General features: G+C 73.4%; 16 protein-coding genes. 12 read left to right on the forward strand and 4 right to left on the reverse strand.

Annotated elements, in window-relative coordinates; genetic code table 11:
* Nucleotides 1-4: 4 nt before the first annotated feature.
* Nucleotides 5-523 (reverse strand): cysteine dioxygenase, encoded by a 519-nt coding sequence (locus ACZ6KF_RS25640; protein ID WP_356628475.1) that lies wholly within the window; start codon nucleotides 521-523, stop codon nucleotides 5-7.
* A gap of 717 nt (nucleotides 524-1,240) precedes the next feature.
* Here ACZ6KF_RS25640 and ACZ6KF_RS25645 point away from each other — a divergent pair.
* From ACZ6KF_RS25645 to ACZ6KF_RS25655, 3 genes are all read left to right on the forward strand, one after another.
* Nucleotides 1,241-1,504, forward strand: coding sequence for a WhiB family transcriptional regulator (locus tag ACZ6KF_RS25645; protein ID WP_003975777.1), 264 nt, complete (start codon nucleotides 1,241-1,243; stop codon nucleotides 1,502-1,504).
* A gap of 182 nt (nucleotides 1,505-1,686) precedes the next feature.
* A complete protein-coding gene (locus ACZ6KF_RS25650; RefSeq protein ID WP_469240514.1) occupies nucleotides 1,687-5,364 on the forward strand; it encodes a glycosyltransferase family 2 protein in 3,678 nt (1,225 codons plus the stop codon).
* Nucleotides 5,361-6,863: a DUF5719 family protein gene (locus ACZ6KF_RS25655; protein ID WP_469240516.1), complete on the forward strand. Its 1,503-nt coding sequence runs from the start codon at nucleotides 5,361-5,363 to the stop codon at nucleotides 6,861-6,863. The genes ACZ6KF_RS25650 and ACZ6KF_RS25655 overlap by 4 nt, the downstream gene beginning before the upstream one ends.
* 237 nt (nucleotides 6,864-7,100) lie before the next feature.
* Here ACZ6KF_RS25655 and ACZ6KF_RS25660 read toward each other — a convergent pair whose 3' ends face one another.
* Nucleotides 7,101-7,550 carry a metallopeptidase family protein gene (locus tag ACZ6KF_RS25660; protein WP_469158781.1) on the reverse strand — a complete coding sequence of 150 codons (450 nt, stop codon included), beginning with the start codon at nucleotides 7,548-7,550 and terminating at the stop codon, nucleotides 7,101-7,103.
* 339 nt (nucleotides 7,551-7,889) lie between these two features.
* On the opposite strand from ACZ6KF_RS25660, the gene ACZ6KF_RS25665 reads away from it, so the two are divergent.
* From ACZ6KF_RS25665 to ACZ6KF_RS25690, 6 genes are all read left to right on the forward strand, one after another.
* Nucleotides 7,890-8,264 carry a DUF3499 domain-containing protein gene (locus ACZ6KF_RS25665; RefSeq protein ID WP_356628481.1) on the forward strand — a complete coding sequence of 125 codons (375 nt, stop codon included), beginning with the start codon at nucleotides 7,890-7,892 and terminating at the stop codon, nucleotides 8,262-8,264.
* Between the two features lie 162 nt (nucleotides 8,265-8,426).
* Nucleotides 8,427-9,788, forward strand: coding sequence for a phosphomannomutase/phosphoglucomutase (locus ACZ6KF_RS25670; protein ID WP_469240518.1), 1,362 nt, complete (start codon nucleotides 8,427-8,429; stop codon nucleotides 9,786-9,788).
* A gap of 242 nt (nucleotides 9,789-10,030) precedes the next feature.
* Nucleotides 10,031-10,201 carry a Trm112 family protein gene (locus tag ACZ6KF_RS25675; protein ID WP_079163527.1) on the forward strand — a complete coding sequence of 57 codons (171 nt, stop codon included), beginning with the start codon at nucleotides 10,031-10,033 and terminating at the stop codon, nucleotides 10,199-10,201.
* Between the two features lie 58 nt (nucleotides 10,202-10,259).
* Nucleotides 10,260-11,387 carry an SIS domain-containing protein gene (locus ACZ6KF_RS25680; protein ID WP_469240520.1) on the forward strand — a complete coding sequence of 376 codons (1,128 nt, stop codon included), beginning with the start codon at nucleotides 10,260-10,262 and terminating at the stop codon, nucleotides 11,385-11,387.
* A gap of 41 nt (nucleotides 11,388-11,428) precedes the next feature.
* Nucleotides 11,429-12,580: a mannose-6-phosphate isomerase, class I gene (gene manA / locus ACZ6KF_RS25685; RefSeq protein WP_356628487.1), complete on the forward strand. Its 1,152-nt coding sequence runs from the start codon at nucleotides 11,429-11,431 to the stop codon at nucleotides 12,578-12,580.
* Between the two features lie 108 nt (nucleotides 12,581-12,688).
* Nucleotides 12,689-13,669, forward strand: coding sequence for a cation diffusion facilitator family transporter (locus ACZ6KF_RS25690; protein WP_469240522.1), 981 nt, complete (start codon nucleotides 12,689-12,691; stop codon nucleotides 13,667-13,669).
* A 56-nt stretch (nucleotides 13,670-13,725) separates the two neighbouring features.
* Here ACZ6KF_RS25690 and lepB read toward each other — a convergent pair whose 3' ends face one another.
* Complete coding sequence (gene lepB, locus ACZ6KF_RS25695) at nucleotides 13,726-14,394, reverse strand: signal peptidase I (protein WP_469240524.1); 669 nt, start codon at nucleotides 14,392-14,394, stop codon at nucleotides 13,726-13,728.
* Between the two features lie 356 nt (nucleotides 14,395-14,750).
* Here lepB and ahcY point away from each other — a divergent pair, with 356 nt between their 5' ends.
* A complete protein-coding gene (gene ahcY, locus ACZ6KF_RS25700; protein ID WP_356628493.1) occupies nucleotides 14,751-16,208 on the forward strand; it encodes an adenosylhomocysteinase in 1,458 nt (485 codons plus the stop codon).
* A gap of 127 nt (nucleotides 16,209-16,335) precedes the next feature.
* The gene (locus ACZ6KF_RS25705; protein ID WP_356628495.1) at nucleotides 16,336-16,950 is read left to right on the forward strand and encodes a hypothetical protein; all 615 of its coding nucleotides are present in this window, start codon (nucleotides 16,336-16,338) and stop codon (nucleotides 16,948-16,950) included.
* A gap of 4 nt (nucleotides 16,951-16,954) precedes the next feature.
* Here ACZ6KF_RS25705 and ACZ6KF_RS25710 read toward each other — a convergent pair whose 3' ends face one another.
* Nucleotides 16,955-17,962, reverse strand: a complete 1,008-nt coding sequence (locus ACZ6KF_RS25710) for an RDD family protein (protein WP_469240526.1) — start codon at nucleotides 17,960-17,962, stop codon at nucleotides 16,955-16,957.
* Between the two features lie 140 nt (nucleotides 17,963-18,102).
* On the opposite strand from ACZ6KF_RS25710, the gene ACZ6KF_RS25715 reads away from it, so the two are divergent.
* Nucleotides 18,103-19,110, forward strand: coding sequence for a stage II sporulation protein M (locus tag ACZ6KF_RS25715; RefSeq protein ID WP_356628499.1), 1,008 nt, complete (start codon nucleotides 18,103-18,105; stop codon nucleotides 19,108-19,110).
* Nucleotides 19,111-19,418 lie beyond the last annotated feature (308 nt).

Genomic DNA, 19,418 nt, shown 5'->3' on the forward strand with positions numbered 1-19,418 from the left:
CGCGTCAGCCGGACGCCCGGGAGGCGGCGGTCACGGCGCACCGGAGAGCGTCGGTCCCCGGTGCGGCGTGCATCGGCATCTGCGTGAGCCCCGGGTAGTAGATGTGCAGGCTGACGGCCGGCTCCAGCGTCTCGTTGACGATCTCGTGCGCGAAGCCCGGCGCGAACACGCGCTGCGCACCCGCGCGCAACGCGCGCGTGCCCCGCTCCGTCCGCTCGGTCAGGCCGCCGTCGAGGACGGTCAGCACGCCGGAGGAGGGGCCGTGGTCGTGCAGCCCGGTGCCCTGGCCCGGCACCCAGGACAGCAGCCAGACCTCGTAACCGGGCCCGGTGCGCAGCCGGTGGTACCAGCGGCTGGTCGCGTCGTAACGCACCAGGTGCTCCCACTGGGGGCGGTCGGCGGCGATCTCGCGGGCGAGTCCGGCGAAGTCGGCCACGGTCGACGGGTGTTCGCGGGGCGCCTGGAGCAGGTGCGGCACTTCGAGGAGGTCGCCGGCGATCTGCAGGTCGCTGTCGCTGTTCATGGGTGGGGGGTTCCTCGGCGGGAGTGCGGGGCGTGGAGCACGCGGTGCGGGAGACCGGAGCGTGGAGCGCGGGGGTGTGGACGGGGTCCCGGTGCGGGCGAGGCGGACGGGAGACCGGGTCACGGGGACCCGGGGACAGCCGGAGCGGGACGGCTCAACAGCTGGAACAGCGACAACAGCTGCGGCGAGCGTGGGCAGCGCCGAGGGACCCGGCGGTGCGGGTCGAGGTGGGCGCCAAGTTCGCGAGCATGCCCACAAGGACAGCGGTTCACACCCCCACTGTCAACTCGCCGCCCGGTATGTGGGACATGGTTCACCTCATCCGGTTCATTCCTCGGCTGAAAGGTTTGTTCAGGCGGTTGCCGGGACACATGGCGTCCAACCGGGAGCGCGGGCTCCGTTGCGATCCAGTGATCCGGCTGTGATCCGGTTCGCTTCGGGGGCGCGTGTCGGAACGGGATCGAACCGGCGGGCGTCTGTCTCCGTACAGCCTCTGTGCGGACGGACGTTCCCCGCGGGCTCCTTCCGGGTGTCAAGGTTTAGGCCGATTTGAACACTTTCCGCTTGGCCTTGGTTCCGCAGAGTGAATAAGGGGCCCAATAGCAGATCCCGGCTTGACTCGCCCGGAGCAGCACACTTGTAATTTCACTCGTGTCGTTCAGCCGGGACCGGTAACGGCTACATCACGGGGACGCGAAAGACGGACGAGGGGCGCACATGACCGAGCTGGTGCAGCAACTGCTGGTCGACGACGCGGACGAGGAACTCGGCTGGCAGGAGCGCGCACTGTGCGCCCAGACCGACCCCGAGTCCTTCTTCCCCGAGAAGGGCGGCTCGACCCGCGAGGCCAAGAAGGTCTGCCTCGCCTGCGAGGTCCGCTCCGAGTGCCTCGAGTACGCCCTCGCCAACGACGAGCGCTTCGGCATCTGGGGCGGCCTGTCCGAGCGTGAACGCCGCCGGCTGAAGAAGGCGGCGGTCTGACCCGCTCCTCGCACCGCACGCAGGACATACGGAGACGAACGGCCCGTCACGCCTGGGTTGTCCACAGGCGGCGGGCCGTCGTCGTGGCCAGCCGCTAGTGTGGGCGCTCGTCCGAGACGCCCCGCTGCCCCCGGAGGGCACAGGCGTCCACCGCAGTCCACCGAACCGGGGCCCGTACCTCGATGTCCGTGCACAGCCACCCGGCAGCGCAGCAAGACGCCGCCGCTCCGCAGTTCCCGCGCCATGTGGTGACCGCGGTCCTCGTCTCCCACGACGGCGCCCGCTGGCTGCCCGACGCGCTCGCCGGCCTGCTCGGCCAGGAACGGCCCGTCCAGTACGCCGTGGCCGCCGACACCGGCAGCGCCGACGACTCCGCCCAGCTGGTCACCGACGCCCTCGGCCCCGACCGGGTCCTGCACCTCGCCCGGCGCACCGGCTTCGGCCAGGCCGTCGAGGAGGCCCACCGCACCGCGCCCCTCCTCACCCCCGACGAACTGCCGTACCTGAAGCGGCCCAGCGGCTGGGACCCCGTCACGCGCACCTGGCGCGACGACGCCTACGACCTGCCCGAGCTGCCGTACGGCGAACCCGTGCAGTGGCTGTGGCTGCTGCACGACGACTGCGCCCCCGAACCCGACGCCCTCGCCGAACTGCTGCGCGTCGTGGAGAACGAGCACGAACTCGGCCGCGACGACATCGCCGTCGTCGGCCCCAAGCTCCGTGGCTGGTACGACCGCCGCCAGCTGCTCGAGGTCGGCGTCAGCATCGCCAACTCCGGCCGCCGCTGGACCGGCCTCGACCGCCGCGAACAGGACCAGGGCCAGCACGACCACGTCCGCTCCGTGCTGGCCGTGTCCACCGCCGGCATGCTCGTGCGCCGCGACGTCTTCGAACAGCTCGGCGGCTTCGACCGCAGACTGCCCCTGATGCGCGACGACGTCGACCTGTGCTGGCGCGCCCACGCCGCCGGCCACCGTGTCCTCGTCGCCCCCGACGCCGTCGTACGGCATGCCGAGGCCGCCTCCCGCGAACGCCGCACCGTCGACTGCGTGGGCCGCACCGCCGCGTCCCCGCACAAGGTCGACAAGGCGGGCGCCGCCTACACCCTCCTCGTCAACACCCGCACCGCCGCGCTGCCCTGGGTGCTGCTGCGCCTGGTACTCGGCACCGTCCTGCGCACCCTCGCCTACCTCGTCGGAAAGGTCCCCGGACAGGCCGTCGACGAGATCCGCGGCCTGCTCGGCGTGCTGCTGCGCCCCGAGCGGATCGTCGCCGGCCGGCGACGGCGCGGCAGCCCGGCCGTCGACAAGGCCGAACTGCGCCCGCTGTTCCCGCCGCCCGGCGCGACCGTGCGGGCCACCGTCGAACAGGTCGCCGGCGACGTCCTCGGCCGCTCCGACGCCGAGACCACCACGGGCGCCGGACGGCACGGCGGCGCGGTCGAGTCCGGACCCGGCGGCGACGACGCGGACTTCCTGGAGATCGAGCAGTTCGCCCGCCTCAAGCGCATCGCCCGCAACCCCGGCCCGATGCTCTTCCTGACCCTGCTGCTGGTCTCCCTGGTCGCCTGCCGCGCGCTGCTCGGCCCGGGTGTGCTCGCGGGCGGCGCCCTGCTGCCCGCCCCGGCCGACTCCGCCGAGCTGTGGTCCCGCCACCTCGATGCCTGGCACCCGGTCGGCACCGGCGGCGACGCCACCGCGCCGCCCTACCTCGCCCTCGTGGCGATGCTCGGCTCCGTGCTGTTCGGTTCCACCGGGCTCGCGGTCGCCGTGCTGCTCGTCGGCTCCGTGCCGCTGGCCGGTTTCGCGGCGTACTTCGCCTCCCGCCCGCTCGTGCGGTCCCGGCTGCTGCGGGCGTGGGCCGCCGTCGCCTACGCCTTCCTGCCCGCCACCGCCGGCGCCCTGGCGGGCGGCCGCCTCGGCACCGCCGTCCTCGCCGTCCTGCTGCCGCTCCTCGCCCGCGCGGGCGTCGCCGCGAGCGGCCTCGCCGCCTCCCCGGGCGCCCGCGGCAGCTGGCGCGCCACCTGGGCGTACGCGCTGCTGCTGACGGTCGCCACCGCGTTCACGCCGATCGTCTGGCCCGTCGCGCTGGTCCTCGGCATCGCCGTGCTGGCCGTGCGCCGCAGCGACCTCCCCGCCTACGGCCTGCGCTTCCTCGCCCAGCTGGGCGCGCCGCTGCTGGTCCTCGCCCCCTGGTCGCTGACGCTGCTGCCGTTCGGCTTCTTCCGCGAGGCCGGGCTGGAGTACGGCGCCTCCGCCGCCTCCGCCCTCGACCTGCTCGGCGCGAGCCCCGGCGGACCCGGCACGGTCGGCGGCCCGATGCTCCTCGGCCTCGTCCTGGCCGCGCTGGCCGCCCTGCTGCGCACCGAGCGCCGCCGCGACATCCTGACCGCCTGGACGGCCGCCCTCGTCGCCCTCGTCTTCGCCGCGCTGTCCAACGGCTCCGCCTGGGCCGGACCCGCCACCCTCGTCTACGGCATCGCCCTGCTGACCGCCGCCCTGATCGGCGCCGAGGGGGCACGCGCACGCGTGGCCGAGCAGAGCTTCGGCTGGCGCCAGCCGGTCGCCGCGCTGATCGCCTTCGCCTCGGCGGCGGGCCCGCTGCTCGTCGCCGCCGGCTGGATGCTGGGCGGCGCCGACGGACCGCTGGAGCGCCGGGCCGACCCCGCCCAGGTGCCGGCGTTCGTCGCCGAGGAGAGCGGCAACGGCGACCAGGCCCGCACCCTCGTCCTGAGCAGCGACTCCGCCGCCCATGTCCGCTACGCCCTGGTCCGCGGCGCCGGCGCCCGCCTCGGCGACGCCGAACTCGCCGCGGCCGCCGGCGCCGACGCCGCGCTCGACCGGGTCGTCGGCAACCTCGTCGCCGGTTCCGGCGCCGACCAGGCCAGTCAGCTCGGCGCCTTCGGCGTGCGCTACGTCCTGGTGCACAAGGGCGCGCCCCGCGAGGTCGGCCGCGTCCTGGACGCCACCCCGGGTCTTCGACGGCTCAGCGAGCAGGCCGGCGACGCCCTCTGGGAGATCGACCGCACCGTCTCGCGCGCGGTCGTCGTCCCGCCCACCGACTCCGACGAGCCGCTGACCGTCGCCGCGGGCCCGGTCGAGATCCACACGACCCTCCCGGACGGCCCCGAGGGCCGCCTCCTGCGCCTCGCGGACACCGCCTCCGAGGGCTGGACCGCGACCCTCGACGGCAAGCCGCTCACCCCGAAGAAGGTCGACGGCTGGGCCCAGGCGTTCGAACTCCCCGGCAAGGGCGGCCGGCTGGACGTCACCTACGACGCCCCGGTCACCCACACGGCCTGGCTGTGGACCCAGGGCGCCCTCGCCCTCGTCCTGGTCGTCCTCGCCCTGCCCGGCCGGCGCCGCGACGTCGACGACGACCTCCCCGAGGAGCAGGCCGTCCCCGCCCAGGCCGCCGCGGGCGAGGGCCGCCGCGCCCGCCGCCTGCGCGCCCAGGCCGAAGAGGCGGCGGACACCCAGGGGCCCGCCCCGGACGCACCGGGGGAGAACCCGGACCGGACCCCCGACGAAGCCCCCGCGATCCCGCAGCAGCACCCGTACGGCGAGTGGGACACCGCCGGCTACGCGGGCGCCGAGTACGGCGCCTACGGCGGGGAGCAGTACCGGCCCGCCGACGCCTCCCAGGGCTACGGCGCCGGCGGCTACGCGCAGTCCCCGGCCGGCCCGTACCCGGCGGACCCCTACCAGGGCGGCCACTACGACCCGTACGGATACGCGGCCCCCGCCCAGGGGACGCCGTACGACCAGCAGTACGAGCAGCAGCCGTACCCCGAGGGCTACGACCCCGCGTACGACCCGAAGGCCACCGGCGACGAGCGTCCCGACGGGAGCCAGCAGTGAACCGCACCACCCTGTCCCTGATCGCCGGCGCGAGCGCCCTCGCGGCCGTCACCGGGCTCGCCGCGGTGACCTCGCCGGACGCCTCCGGGGACGCCTCCCGCACCTCCGCCGCCGTCCAGGCACCCGTGGAGCGCACCAGCCTGCTCTGCCCGGCGCCCAGCACCTCCGACCTCGCCGAGACGACGTACACGTCGTTCACCCCCGTCACCGAGGGCGCCGGGGACGAGGGCACGGCCGCGCTCACGCCCGCCGGGGCCGACGTCAACGGCGCGGACGACGGCAAGAAGGCCACGCCCGCAAAGCCCGCCGAACCCGTGCTGAAGCCCGGCAAGCCGGGCACGCCGGTCGAGGGGGAGACCACCGGCGGCGACACCCCCGCGATGATCGGCACCGCCGACGGCCTGTACGCCCCCGGCTGGACCGTGCAGCAGACCACCGAGGTCGCCGCCGGCGCCGGACGCGGACTGCTCGGCGTCAACTGCACCCCCGCGGACACCGATTTCTGGTTCCCCGGCGCGAGCACCGCCGAGGGCCGCACCGATTACGTCCACCTCACCAACCCCGACGACTCCGCGGCGCTCGTCGACATCGAGCTGTACGGCGAGGAGGGCGAGCTGCAGTCCACCGTCGCGGACGGCATCACCGTGCCGCCCCGGTCCACCGAGCCGGTCCTGCTGTCGACGCTGACCGACGCCGAGGAGACCGGCCTGACGGTCCATCTGAACGTCCGCGGCGGCCGGATCGGCGCGGCGGTGGAGGCCCTGGACGACGAACTGGGCGGCGACTGGCTGTCCGCGTCCGCCGACCCGGCCGCGAACCTGGTGATCCCGGGCATCCCGAAGGACGCCACCGAGGTGACGCTGGTCGCGTTCACGCCGGGCGACGCCGACGCGGATCTGAACGTGCGGCTCGCCGCGCCGTCGGGGGCCATCACCCCGGCCGGGCACGAGACGTTGCGCGTGAAGTCCGGCATGACCACCTCGGCCGACCTCGGCGACGTCACGCGCGGCGAGCCCGGTTCGCTGGTGCTGACGCCGACGGACCGCTCGGTGCCGGTGGTGGCGGCCGCCAGGGTCGTGCGCGGCAAGGGCGACTCCCGGGAGACGGCGTTCATCCCCGCCACGCGCGCGGTGGGCGCCCGGTCCACCTCGGCCGCCCATACCGAGAAGGGGGCCACCTTGTCGCTGACCGCGCCGGACGGCACGGCGAAGGTGCGGGTCACCGCCTCGGCGGGCACCGGAGGCGGCGAGCCGGTGACGAAGACGTACACCGTCGAGGGCGGGACCACCCAGGACGTCGAGGCGCCGGTGCCCAGCGGCCTCGAGGGGACGTACGCCCTGACCGTCGAGACCGTCTCCGGCGGCCCGGTCCACGCGGCCCGCACCCTCACCGCGACCCGCGACGGCGTCCCCGCGTTCACCGTGCAGACGCTCCCCGACGACCGGGGCATGGTCGCCGTGCCGGAGGCGGAACAGGATCTGTCGGTGCTGCAGAGGTAGGCGACCCCGGCGTCCCCGCGGACCGCGCGGGACGCCCCTCGGCCCTCGCCACGGCGTGGGGGGATGTCCGTTCAGCCTTCGCCACAGCGTGAGGGGTGCCTTTCAGCCTTCGCCAAGCGGGCCGGGACGTCGCCCGGTCCGCGCCGCCGGGTGCCGTCGGCCCCAGCCGCCGGCGGCCGTCAGTCCTCGCCGTGGCGGGGGGCGACCGCCGTCGGAAACGGCTTCACGGAGATGGCGTCAGTCCTCGCCGTAGCGGGGGTCGACCGTCTCCGGCGTCAGCCCGAGCAGCTCGGCGACCTGTTCGACCACGATCTCGTGCACCAGCGCCGCGCGCTCGTCGCGGCCCTTGGTGCGGATCTCGACCGGCCGCCGGTAGACGACCACCTTCGCCGACCGGCCCTCCCGCGCGGGAACCGTACCGCCGAGCGGCACCGACTCGTCGTTCCAGGTCCTTCCCGGGCCGTCCAGCCGCGGCACCTCCAGCACGACGAAGTCGATGTCCGCCAGCTGCGGCCAGTGCCGTTCCAGACGTTCCACGGAGTCCTGCACGAGATCCGCGAACGCCTCGGCGCGGCTCGCGGCGAGCGGCACCTGCGGGGGCGCGATCGGGCCGCGCATGCCCCGGCCGTGACGATCACGTCGGCGGGGCCCGGGGGCGGCGGCACGGGGCGGTACTCGGTTGTCCATCACTGCCGAAGCCTAGTCCCCGCCGCGCCCGGACGCCCCGTGTCCACGCGCCCCGCCAGCCTCGCCCGGCCGTCGCGGGACCGGTCGCCGGAGGCCGTTCCGGCCAAGGTTGGGCTCGATTGCATATCTCTCCGGGACCGGAGATGGCCAGGCGATTCATGGCCTTTGTGCCGAGTGGCGACCGCATCCCGGCGGGCGGGAGACCACCGACGGGCACGTCGGCGCAGGTCAGCGGCGCCCGCCGGAGGAGGGTGTGGGGCGTTTCACAGCCCGACACGGTGGGGTGAGCCGGGGCAGAGTCGTCGCGGCCCGCTCAAGAGTGCGGTACCGTCCAACGTCGTGAGCCCTGTACGTCGCTGTTCGCGCACCGCTTGCGGCCGTCCCGCCGTAGCGACGCTGACGTACGTCTACGCCGACTCGACCGCGGTCCTCGGCCCGCTCGCCACCTACGCCGAACCCCACTGCTACGACCTGTGCGCCGAGCACTCCGAGCGCCTCACCGCCCCGCGCGGCTGGGAGGTCGTCCGGCTCCTCGACGGTTCGGCCCCGGCCCGCCCCAGCGGTGACGACCTGGAAGCGCTGGCCAACGCCGTGCGCGAGGCCGCCCGCCCGCAGCAGCGCGCCGCCCAGGCCGGCGGCGCGGGCCGGTCGGCGGATCCGATGGAGGTCGCCCGCCGCGGCCACCTCCGCGTGCTGCGCTCCCCCGACAACTGACCCTCCCCACCCGGGGGAAGACCCCGACGGCCGGTCGGGGCCGTCCCGGACATCCCCCTGACCTTTGGCTACGACCGAGCGTCGACAGGGGGACCGCGGAGCGTGCTGTCGGCGGGGGCGGGTAGTTTGAGGTGACCGACAGGACTTCCAGGAGGGTTGGCCGTGGCTGCTGATCTGTCACAGATCGTCAAGGCGTACGACGTGCGCGGAGTCGTCCCCGACCAGTGGGACGAGTCGCTGGCCGAACTCTTCGGGGCGGCGTTCGCCCAGGTGACCGGTGCCGACGCGATCGTGATCGGGCACGACATGCGGCCCTCGTCCCCGGGCCTGTCCCGCGCCTTCGCGCGCGGGGCCGCCGCCCGCGGCGTCGACGTCACCGAGATCGGGCTCTGCTCGACCGACCAGCTCTACTACGCCTCGGGCGCGCTGAACCTGCCGGGCGCGATGTTCACCGCCTCGCACAACCCGGCCCAGTACAACGGCATCAAGATGTGCCGCGCCGGCGCCGCCCCCGTCGGCCAGGACACCGGCCTCGCCGACATCCGCGAACTCGCCGAGCGGTGGAGCGAGTCCGGCGCCCCCGAGCCGGCCGCCACCGCCGGCGCCATCACGCAGCGCGAGACGCTCGAGGACTACGCGGCCCACCTGCGCGGCCTGGTCGACCTCACCTCCATCCGCCCCCTGAAGGTCGTCGTCGACGCGGGCAACGGCATGGGCGGCCACACCGTTCCCACCGTCTTCGCGGGCCTGCCCCTCGAACTCGTCCCGATGTACTTCGAACTGGACGGCACCTTCCCCAACCACGAGGCCAACCCGCTGGACCCGGCCAACATCGTGGACCTGCAGCAGCGGGTGCGCGAGGAGGGCGCCGACCTCGGCATCGCCTTCGACGGCGACGCCGACCGCTGCTTCGTCGTCGACGAGAACGGCGACCCGGTCTCCCCGTCCGCGATCACCGCCCTGGTGGCCGCCCGCGAACTCGCCAAGCACGGCGGAGGCACGGTCATCCACAACCTGATCACCTCCTGGTCGGTGCCCGAGGTCGTCAAGGAGAACGGCGGCACCCCGGTGCGCACCCGCGTCGGCCACTCCTTCATCAAGGCCGAGATGGCCCGCACCGGCGCCATCTTCGGCGGCGAGCACTCCGCCCACTACTACTTCCGCGACTTCTGGAACGCCGACACGGGCATGCTCGCCGCCCTCCACGTCCTCGCCGCCCTCGGCGAACAGGAGGGCACGCTGTCCGCGCTGGTCGACCAGTACGACCGCTACGCCGGCTCCGACGAGATCAACTCCACGGTGGACGACCAGGCGGCCCGCCTCGCCGCGATCAAGACCGCCTACGAGGGCCGCGAGGGAATCACCCTCGACGAGCTCGACGGCCTGACCGTCACCTCCGCCGACTGGTGGTTCAACGTCCGCCCGTCCAACACCGAACCGCTGCTCCGCCTGAACGCCGAGGCCCGCGACGAGGCGACCATGGCCAAGGTGCGCGACGAGGTCCTGGCGATCATCAGAGGCTGACCGCGGGCGCCGCCACGGCCGGTCCACGGGGGCGGGCGCACCCCGCCCCCGCACGGCCCGCCGCGGCCCCGCGCGCCCCCCGCCACGGCGGTACGCTGACCAGGCACAACCGCATACGCACCACAGGACACGCAGCACCCCGGCGTCGTGCACGCATCAACACCAGTCGCACCGTCGCCGACGCCGCCGCCAAGCCGTCCGTGCGCCCCCGCGCACACGACCCGCCCCGAAGGGACGTTTCCATGCCGCTCGAAGCCGGCCTCCTGGAGATCCTCGCCTGCCCGGCCTGCCACGCACCCCTGGAGGAGCGGGACGCCGAGCTGATCTGCACCGGCCAGGACTGCGGCCTGGCGTACCCGGTCCGCGACGGCATCCCGGTCCTCCTCGTGGACGAGGCCCGCCGCCCCGCGTAAGGCCGCCGCCCGCGCACGCGCCCCACACCGTCCCGGCGAATCGGAGGCTGCCGCCCCCATGCTCGACGAAGCGCTGCTCGACAATGCCGAGGCCCTGGCCGCGGCCGACCACCGCGGACTGCTGCGCGGCGCCGCCGAGGCCGGCGCCCGCGTCCGCACGGCCACCCGGCACGCCGCCGAAGCCGGCGTCGGCTCCCTCGAGCCCGACGGCCGGCCCCGCGCCGTCCTCATCGCCGGCCCCGGCGCCGCCGCCACCCAGGCCGCCGACCTCCTCGGCACCCTCGCCGGACCCGGCAGCCCCGTGACCCGGCTGGCGCCCACCGGAGTCGCCCCCGCCGCGGGCGCCCTGCGCTGGGAACTGCCCGGCTGGGCCGGCTCCGTGGACCTCCTGCTGATCGCCACCCCGGACGGCACCGAGCCGGGCCTGTCCCTGCTCGCCGAACAGGCCTACCGCCGCGGCTGCACCGTCGCCGCCGTCGCCCCCGCCGGCACCCCGCTCGCCGAGGCCGCCGCCGGCGCCCACGGCCTCTTCGTCCCCCTGGCCACGGCCCCGTACGACCACGAGGAACCCCTCGCCGCGTCCGCCCCCGGCGTCCTGTGGGCCCTGCTCACCCCACTCCTCGCCCTACTGGACCGCATCGGCCTGCTCGCCGCCCCGCCCGACGCCCTGGACAAGGTCGCCGACCGCCTCGACCTCGTCGCGGAACGCTGCGGGCCCGCCATCGTGACGTACAGCAACCCGGCCAAGACCCTCGCCGCCGAACTCGCCGACGCGCTCCCCGTCGTGTGGACCGAGGGCACCTCCGCCGGACCGGCAGGCCGCCGCTTCGCCGCCGCCCTCGCCGAACTGTCCGGACAGCCCGCCGTCGTCGCCGAACTCCCCGAGGCGCTCGCCGCGCACAGCGCCCTGCTGGCCGGCCCGCTCGCCGCCGGCTCCGACCCCGACGACTTCTTCCGCGACCGCGTCGAGGAACCGCCCGCCCTGCACGCACGCGTGGTGCTGCTGCGGGACCGCCCGATCGGCGGCCTCACCGCCGCCCCGGCCGCCCGCGACCTCGCCCTCAGCCACGGCACCCCGATCAGCGAACTCGAACCCGAGGCCGGCGGCGAGCTGGAGACCCTCGCCGAACTGATCGCCATCACGGATTTCGCCGCCGTTTACCTGGCGCTCGCTTCCAGGGCCTGACCTGGCCCAGGAAGCCCTGACCCACGCACCTGAGAGAACCCATGGACCGCCTGGACAACACCATCCGCCCCTACGCCTGGGGTTCCACCACCGCGATCCCGCACCTGCTCGGGACCGAGCCCACCGGTGAACCGCAGGCGGAGATGTGGATGGGAGCGCACCCGGGCGCTCCCTCGCGCACCGCGCGCGGCACGCTCGTCGACGTCATCGACGCGGACCCCGGCGGGGAACTCGGCGAGGCCGCCGTCGCCAAGTTCGGCCCCCGCCTCCCCTTCCTCCTCAAGATCCTCGCCGCCGGCGCCCCGCTCTCCCTCCAGGTCCACCCCGACCTCCGGCAGGCCCGCGAGGGCTACGAGGACGAGGAGCGCCGCGGCATCCCCGTCGACGCCCCGCACCGCAACTACAAGGACGCCAACCACAAGCCCGAACTCATCTGCGCGCTCACCGAGTTCGACGGCCTGTGCGGCTTCCGCGCCCCCCTGGCCGCCGCCGAACTCCTCGACGGCCTCGGCGTCGACTCCCTCAAGCCCTACGTCGACCTGCTGCGCGCCCACCCCGAGGACGCCGCCCTGCGCGAGGTCCTCACGGCCGTGCTCACCGCCGACCGCGACGAGATGGCCCGCACCGTCGCCGACGCCACCGCCGCCTGCACCCGCATCGGCGGTGTCTACGCCCCGTACGCCGGCATCGCCCACCACTACCCGGGCGACCCCGGCGTCATCGCCGCCATGCTGCTCAACCACGTCCGGCTCCAGCCCGGCGAGGCCCTCTACCTCGGCGCCGGCATCCCGCACGCCTACCTGAACGGCCTCGGCGTCGAGATCATGGCCAACTCCGACAACGTCCTGCGCTGCGGACTGACCCCCAAGCACGTCGACGTCCCCGAACTCCTGCGCATCGTCCGCTTCGAGCCGGGCGACCCCGGCGTCCTGCGCCCCGAGGCGTCCCCGGACGGCGAGGAGGTCTACGAGACCCCCATCGACGAGTTCCGCCTCTCCCGCTACGTCCTCCCGGAGGGCTCCGCCGCGCACGACCTCACGCGCGTCACCCCGCAGATCCTGCTCTGCACGGCCGGCGCCGTCCGCGCCGGCGAGCACGAACTGACGCCCGGCGGGTCCGTGTTCGTACCGGCGGGCGAGAAGGCGGAAGTCTCGGGAAACGGCACGCTCTTCCGCGCCACGGTCGTCGCCTGACGGCACGGCTGCAACAATGACCCACCGGCAAAGGACGGGCAAAGCCCCGAGCGGGGTACTCGACGTCTCCGGAACGGCACACGAGGTACGAAGGGACCACGCGAACACATGAGCGCGTCAGGCGGAACCAAGGCGATCGTGGCGGCACTGTTCGCCAACCTCTCGATCGCGGTAGCGAAGTTCGTGGCGTTTCTCTTCAGCGGCTCGTCGTCGATGCTCGCCGAGTCCGTGCACTCCCTCGCCGACTCCGGCAACCAGGGCCTGCTCCTGCTCGGCGGCAAGAAGGCGCAGCGCGAGGCGACCCCGCAGCACCCGTTCGGCTACGGCCGCGAGCGGTACATCTACGCCTTCCTCGTCTCCATCGTGCTGTTCTCCGTCGGTGGCATGTTCGCCATCTACGAGGGCTACGAGAAGATCAAGCACCCGCACGAGATCGAGCACTGGTACTGGCCGGTCGGCGTCCTGGTCTTCGCGATCATCGCCGAGACCATCTCCTTCCGGACGGCCATCAACGAGTCCAACGCCCTGCGGGGGAAGCAGTCCTGGAAGGAGTTCGTCCGCCACGCCAAGGCCCCCGAGCTGCCGGTCGTGCTCCTGGAGGACCTCGGCGCGCTCGTCGGCCTGATCCTGGCCCTGTGCGGCGTGAGCCTGGCGCTGCTGACCGGCGACGGCGTCTGGGACGGCATCGGCACCCTCTGCATCGGCATCCTGCTCATCGTGATCGCGATCGTCCTGGCCGCCGAGACCAAGTCGCTGCTGCTCGGTGAGGCCGCCGGCATCGCGGAGGTGCGCAACATCGAGGCCGCGCTCGTCGACGGCGACACGGTCACCCGCATCATCCACATGCGCACGCTCCACCTCGGCCCCGAGGAACTCCTCGTCGCCGCGAAGATCGCAGTGCGGCACGACAACACCGCCGGCGAGATCGCCTCCGCCATCGACGCCGCCGAGACCCGTATCCGTACGGCCGTCCCGATCGCCCGCGTCATCTACCTGGAGCCGGACATCTACCGCGAGGCCGAGGCCGCCAGGGGCGCCGACCCGGAGGCCACCCCGGGCGGACCCGCCTCGCACCCCGCCGGCCACTGACCCACGCCACGAAAGGGGCCCGCCTCGCCAGGCGGGCCCCTTCGCCGTGCCCGGCCTCAGAGGTGCTCGGGCCACAACACGGTGTGCTGCGCCGGACTCCGCCGCGCACCCCGCCCCGCCAGCGCGCAGCACAGCCCCACGACCGCCGCCGCCAGACCGAGCAGCCCCGCGACCGCGTACGGCGCCACACGCGCCCGGCCCTCCGTCACCCGCCCCCGCACCGCGTCCACCGGCACCGTGCCGTCGTGATCGTCGAGGAAGTAGCGGGAGTCCCGCGAGTTCAGCCGGTGGTCCCCCAGCAGAAACAGCCGCCCCTCCGGCACCCGCACGTCGTACTCCAGCGGGTGCGACCCGTTGGCGATCCCGTCCTTCACATACGGCTCGACCAGCGGCCTGCCGTCGACGCTGATCCGCTGCCCGGCCCCCTCACCCCGGCAGCACACGATCCGGTCGCCGCCGACGCCGATGACGCGCTTCACCACCGGATCGGGCCCGTAGCGCTCGGGCAGTGTGATGAGCACCACGTCACCGCGCCGCACCTCGCTCCCGCCGACCGGCTCGAAGAGGATCCCGTCGCCGGGCCCGTACGTCGGCGTCATGCTCTCCGACCGCACGGTGGCCGACCCGAATTCCCCCCTGAAGGCGAGCAGCGACGCCACGATCCCCAGGACCCCGACGCCCAGCAGCACCCACCCCACGACCAGCAGCCTTCGTCCCCTGCCCACACCCGTCCCCTCCCGCGCTCGTCCACCCGGCCGCAGGGAGGCCACCGTACCGATCAACGGCCCAACCCCCGCCCCCCGCCCGGCGATCAAGGCCGCGCCCCCGGCCGGAACGGCGCGATCTGTTCGCAGACGGACTGGGGACCGCCCGCCCGATCGGTGTAGCTTGGGTGGGAGCCAGACGTCGCTGCTGATGGCGGTCGGGCGGCCCGACAGGGGCCGGCCGAGGGAGAGAGGGCCTCCGACGGACTGCGCTGCGCGCACGCGGGCATGCCTGTGTGCTCTTCGGGCACCCTGGTGTCCGCCGCCGCGCAGATCAGCCGTACCCACCTCGACCCAATCACCGAGGAGCAGCCCGAATGACCACTGTCGACAACCGACAGGACTTCAAGGTCGCCGACCTCTCCCTGGCCGAGTTCGGCCGCAAGGAGATCACCCTCGCCGAGCACGAGATGCCGGGCCTGATGGCGATCCGCAAGGAGTACGCCGAGGCGCAGCCCCTGGCCGGCGCCCGCGTCACCGGCTCCCTGCACATGACCGTGCAGACCGCCGTCCTCATCGAGACCCTGGTCGCCCTGGGTGCGCAGGTGCGCTGGGCGTCCTGCAACATCTTCTCCACCCAGGACCACGCGGCGGCGGCCGTCGCGGTGGGCCCGAACGGCACCCCGGACAACCCCCGGGGCGTCCCGGTCTTCGCCTGGAAGGGCGAGACCCTGGAGGAGTACTGGTGGTGCACGGAGCAGGCTCTGACCTGGCCGAACACCCCCACCGGCGGCCCGAACATGATCCTGGACGACGGCGGTGACGCCACCCTCCTGGTCCACAAGGGCGTCGAGTACGAGAAGGACGGCAAGGTCCCCTCGCCCGACACGGCCGAGTCCGAGGAGCACCGCGTCATCCTCGAACTGCTCACCCGCACGGTGCGCGAGACCCCGCAGAAGTGGACCCAGCTGGCGTCCGAGATCCGCGGCGTCACCGAGGAGACCACGACCGGCGTCCACCGCCTGTACGAGATGCACCGCGAGGGCACCCTCCTGTTCCCGGCGATCAACGTCAACGACGCCGTCACCAAGTCGAAGTTCGACAACAAGTACGGCTGCCGCCACTCCCTGATCGACGGCATCAACCGCGCCACCGACACCCTCATCGGCGGCAAGACCGCGGTCGTCTGCGGCTACGGCGACGTCGGCAAGGGCTGCGCCGAGTCCCTGCGCGGCCAGGGCGCCCGCGTCATCATCACCGAGATCGACCCCATCTGCGCCCTCCAGGCGGCGATGGACGGCTACCAGGTCACCACGCTGGACGATGTCGTCGAGACGGCCGACATCTTCATCACCACGACCGGCAACAAGGACATCATCATGGCCTCGGACATGGCCAAGATGAAGCACCAGGCGATCGTGGGCAACATCGGCCACTTCGACAACGAGATCGACATGGCCGGCCTCGCCAAGATCCCCGGCATCGTCAAGGACGAGGTCAAGCCGCAGGTCCACACCTGGACCTTCCCCGACGGCAAGAAGATCATCGTCCTCTCCGAGGGCCGCCTGCTGAACCTGGGCAACGCCACCGGCCACCCGTCGTTCGTGATGTCCAACTCCTTCGCGGACCAGACCCTGGCCCAGATCGAGCTGTTCACCAAGCCCGACGAGTACCCGACCGACGTCTACGTGCTGCCCAAGCACCTCGACGAGAAGGTCGCCCGTCTCCACCTCGACGCGCTCGGCGTGAAGCTGACCACGCTCCGCCCCGAGCAGGCCGAGTACATCGGCGTCAAGGTCGAGGGCCCGTACAAGCCGGACCACTACCGCTACTGAGCCCGCGGCAGTTCCCCCGCGCTTTCCGCGCATCCCAGGCGGTCCGTCCGCCGAGGCAGGCCCCCGCACCCCCGTGCCGGGGGCCTGCCCCTTGGGCGGAACGCCTTCGTCAGAACCCAGGACCCCGATGCCCCGCGGCCGTTATTCGCTCCATGATCCGCACGATCACACCCCCCTCGCGGAAGAGCACTTCCACTGCGCCCCCGGCCCCTCCGGCTGGCGCTACGTCTCCCAGCTGACCACCCCCGCCGGCGATCACCGCGGCTCGGTCGACCTGGCCCTCGACGACCTCGGCCGCCCCATCCGTCTCGAACTGCACGCGGCGGGCTGGCAGGTACGTGGCGCCGCCCTCGACGGCGTCACCTGGGTGCGCACGGACCCCACCGGCGCCCACGCCACCGAAGGCAACGTCCCCGCACACGCCTTCACCGGCACGTCCCCCGCGTTCCTCATCGCCACAGCACGCCTGCTGTCCCTCACCTCCCCGGGCGCCGCGACCCGCGTACGCCTCGTCGCCTTCACGGACCCGGTCCTCGCCCCGCGCACTCTCGACCAGTCCTGGGCCCTGGTGAAAAGCGAAGCACACGCCACTGACAACGGCCCCCTGACCGTGGACGAATACCAGGTCACAGCCCTGGACACGGGTGAGCAGCACCTCGTGCACCTCGCCGGCGACGTGGTCCTCGCCGCCCCCGGCATCGAGTTGGAAGACCTCGACTCGCCGCCGTCCGCGTTCCGCTGACCCGTCAGGCGGGCGGCGCGAAGCCGGTGGAGGGCCGGTCGGCCGGCGGTTCGGCGGAGGAGGGCTCCTGCCGCGGAGCGGAGGAAGCGGGCGGGGCGGCGTGAGGAGGAACGCCGTGAGGGGCGCCGTACCCGGCCGAAGGGGCGGAGGCGGGCGCGGACCGACCCTGCCCGGGAACCGGAGGGGCGGCGCTCGTGGCAGACCCGTGGGCGCCCGGCACCGCACCCGTCGCCGACGCCGACTGCACGCCCGCTGCCGTCGGCCCCCCGAACGCCCGCCGTGCCTCGCGGGCCTGCCGCTCGTGCACCACCGCCGCCAGGTATGCCGCCGGAGGCACGCCAGGCGGCACGGGAGTCCCCGTCCGCGCCGCCAGATCCCCGGCGAGCCGCTCCGCCATCGTCCAGCCGACCTGCGGGTCGAGCTGCCGCATCCGGGTCAGGTACTGACGGACGGCGAGCCACAGCCCGTCCGGGACCGCCGACAGATCCAGCTCCGCGAACCGCCCCGCAAGCCACGGCGGGGGAGGAGGCACGAACCCGCCCACCCGGGCGACCGGCACCCGCTCCCGTACGACGAGCGTTCCCGCGAACACGTCCCCCAGCCGGCGCCCGCGCGCCGAGACGAGCGAGGCGATGCAGGCGACCGTGCCGAACGTCAGCAGGATCTCCACCATCCCGATCGCCCCCCGCACCAGCGCGTGCCGGAACCGGATCGGCCCCCCGTCGTCCCGCACCACCCGCAGCCCGCACGCCATCTTCCCCAGCGACCGCCCATGACTGAGCGTCTCCACGGCGATCGGCGCACCCACCAGCACCAGCAGGAACGACGCGATGGACAGCGCGGTCTGCGCGGCGGCGTCCAGGGAAGCCGTGGAGACGATGAGCACCAGCGTCACGGCGACATACACGGCCAGCGCCAGCGCCAGGTCGAGCAGCACGGCCAGCGCCCTGCTGGGCAGCCTCGCGGGGCGCAACTCCAGCGCCACCGCCTCGCCCGTCACCAGCTCGCTCACGCCTGCCGTCCTTCCCCTGACCCACTCGAGAACAGCCAGTCTGCCAAGCTGAGGGCACATCGCGCCCCAGTACGACAAGCTGACCCTTACGACGAGTCTCCGGCACAGCGCCGACGATCAGCCGAGGAGCAGGAACACCGATGGACCTCGACGTCTTCGTCTCCGCCCACCGTGCGGAGTGGGACCGCCTGGAGGACCTGCTGCGGCGCCAGAACCGCCTCACCGGAGCCGAGGCCGACGAACTCGTCGCGCTCTACCAGCGCACCGCCACCCACCTCTCCCTGATCCGGTCCAGCGCCCCCGACCCCCAGCTGACCGGCCGGCTCAGCCAGCTCGTCGCCCGCGCGCGGAGCGCCGTCACGGGGACCCGACGCGCCTCCTGGCGCGACGCCACCCGTTTCCTCACCCAAGGCTTCCCCGCCGCGGTCTACCGCTCCCGCCACTGGTGGGTGCCCACAGCCCTGCTGTCCACCCTGGTGGGGGCGCTCCTGGGCTGGTGGATCGGCACGGACCCCGCCGTCCGCGCCTCCATCGCCGCTCCCAGCGAACTGCGCGAGCTGACCCGCCCCGGCGGACAGTACGAGACCTACTACTCCAGCCATCCCGCGGCGTCCTTCGCCGCCCAGGTCTGGACGAACAACGCCCAGGCCGCCGCGATGTGCCTGGTCCTGGGCGTCTTCCTGGGGCTGCCGGTGATCTGGATCCTCTTCCAGAACATGCTCAACATCGGCATCGGTCTCGGCCTGATGTCCTCGGCCGGCAGGCTCGACACCTTCCTGGGCCTGATCCTGCCCCACGGTCTCCTGGAGCTGACGGCCGTCTTCGTCGCCGCCGGCACCGGCCTGCGCCTCGGCTGGACGGTGATCGACCCGGGCCCCCGCACCCGCCGCACCGCCCTCGCGGAGGAGGGCCGCGCGGCCGTCGGCATGGCGATCGGCCTGGCCCTGGTCCTGTTCGTCTCCGGAGCCATCGAAGGCTTCGTGACGCCCTCGGGTCTGCCCACCTGGGCCCGCATCACCATCGGCGTCGTCGCCGAGCTCGGTTTCCTCGCGTACGTCTGGGTACTCGGTGGTCGCGCGGTCCGTGTCGGCGAGACGGGCGACGTCGCGGAGTCGGAGCGCAGCGCAACGGTGCCCACCGCAGCCTGATGTGCGGAGGACCCTGTCGAGCTGCTAATCTCCTCTTCGCCCCGCAGGAGCTGTTGACACGGTTCGCGTGGGGAGGTAGATTCAACTAGTTGCCTGGAACTGGATCTGATCCGGTCGGCACCTTGAGAAACTATCCGCTTCTCGAAGCATCGCTTCCGAAGAAGCCTCTCCCGATGAAATCGGAAACGGATGGCCGGTCAATACGGTCCGAAGCTTCTGATAAAGTCGGAACCGCCGGAAAGGGAAACGCGGAAGCGGGAACCTGGAAAGCGCCGAGGAAATCGGATCGGAAAGATCTGATAGAGTCG

The sequence above is a fragment of the Streptomyces sp. NPDC046379 genome (assembly GCF_055587785.1).

Coding starts and splice junctions, on each gene's coding strand:
- ACZ6KF_RS25690 (WP_469240522.1), top strand. CDS start 12,689: ATGAGCGCGTCAGGCGGAACCAAGGCGATCGTGGCGGCACTGTTCGCC.
- ACZ6KF_RS25675 (WP_079163527.1), top strand. CDS start 10,031: ATGCCGCTCGAAGCCGGCCTCCTGGAGATCCTCGCCTGCCCGGCCTGC.
- ACZ6KF_RS25705 (WP_356628495.1), top strand. CDS start 16,336: ATGCCCCGCGGCCGTTATTCGCTCCATGATCCGCACGATCACACCCCC.
- ACZ6KF_RS25715 (WP_356628499.1), top strand. CDS start 18,103: ATGGACCTCGACGTCTTCGTCTCCGCCCACCGTGCGGAGTGGGACCGC.
- ACZ6KF_RS25650 (WP_469240514.1), top strand. CDS start 1,687: ATGTCCGTGCACAGCCACCCGGCAGCGCAGCAAGACGCCGCCGCTCCG.
- manA (WP_356628487.1), top strand. CDS start 11,429: ATGGACCGCCTGGACAACACCATCCGCCCCTACGCCTGGGGTTCCACC.
- ACZ6KF_RS25660 (WP_469158781.1), bottom strand. CDS start 7,550: ATGGACAACCGAGTACCGCCCCGTGCCGCCGCCCCCGGGCCCCGCCGA.
- ahcY (WP_356628493.1), top strand. CDS start 14,751: ATGACCACTGTCGACAACCGACAGGACTTCAAGGTCGCCGACCTCTCC.
- ACZ6KF_RS25645 (WP_003975777.1), top strand. CDS start 1,241: ATGACCGAGCTGGTGCAGCAACTGCTGGTCGACGACGCGGACGAGGAA.
- ACZ6KF_RS25680 (WP_469240520.1), top strand. CDS start 10,260: ATGCTCGACGAAGCGCTGCTCGACAATGCCGAGGCCCTGGCCGCGGCC.
- ACZ6KF_RS25640 (WP_356628475.1), bottom strand. CDS start 523: ATGAACAGCGACAGCGACCTGCAGATCGCCGGCGACCTCCTCGAAGTG.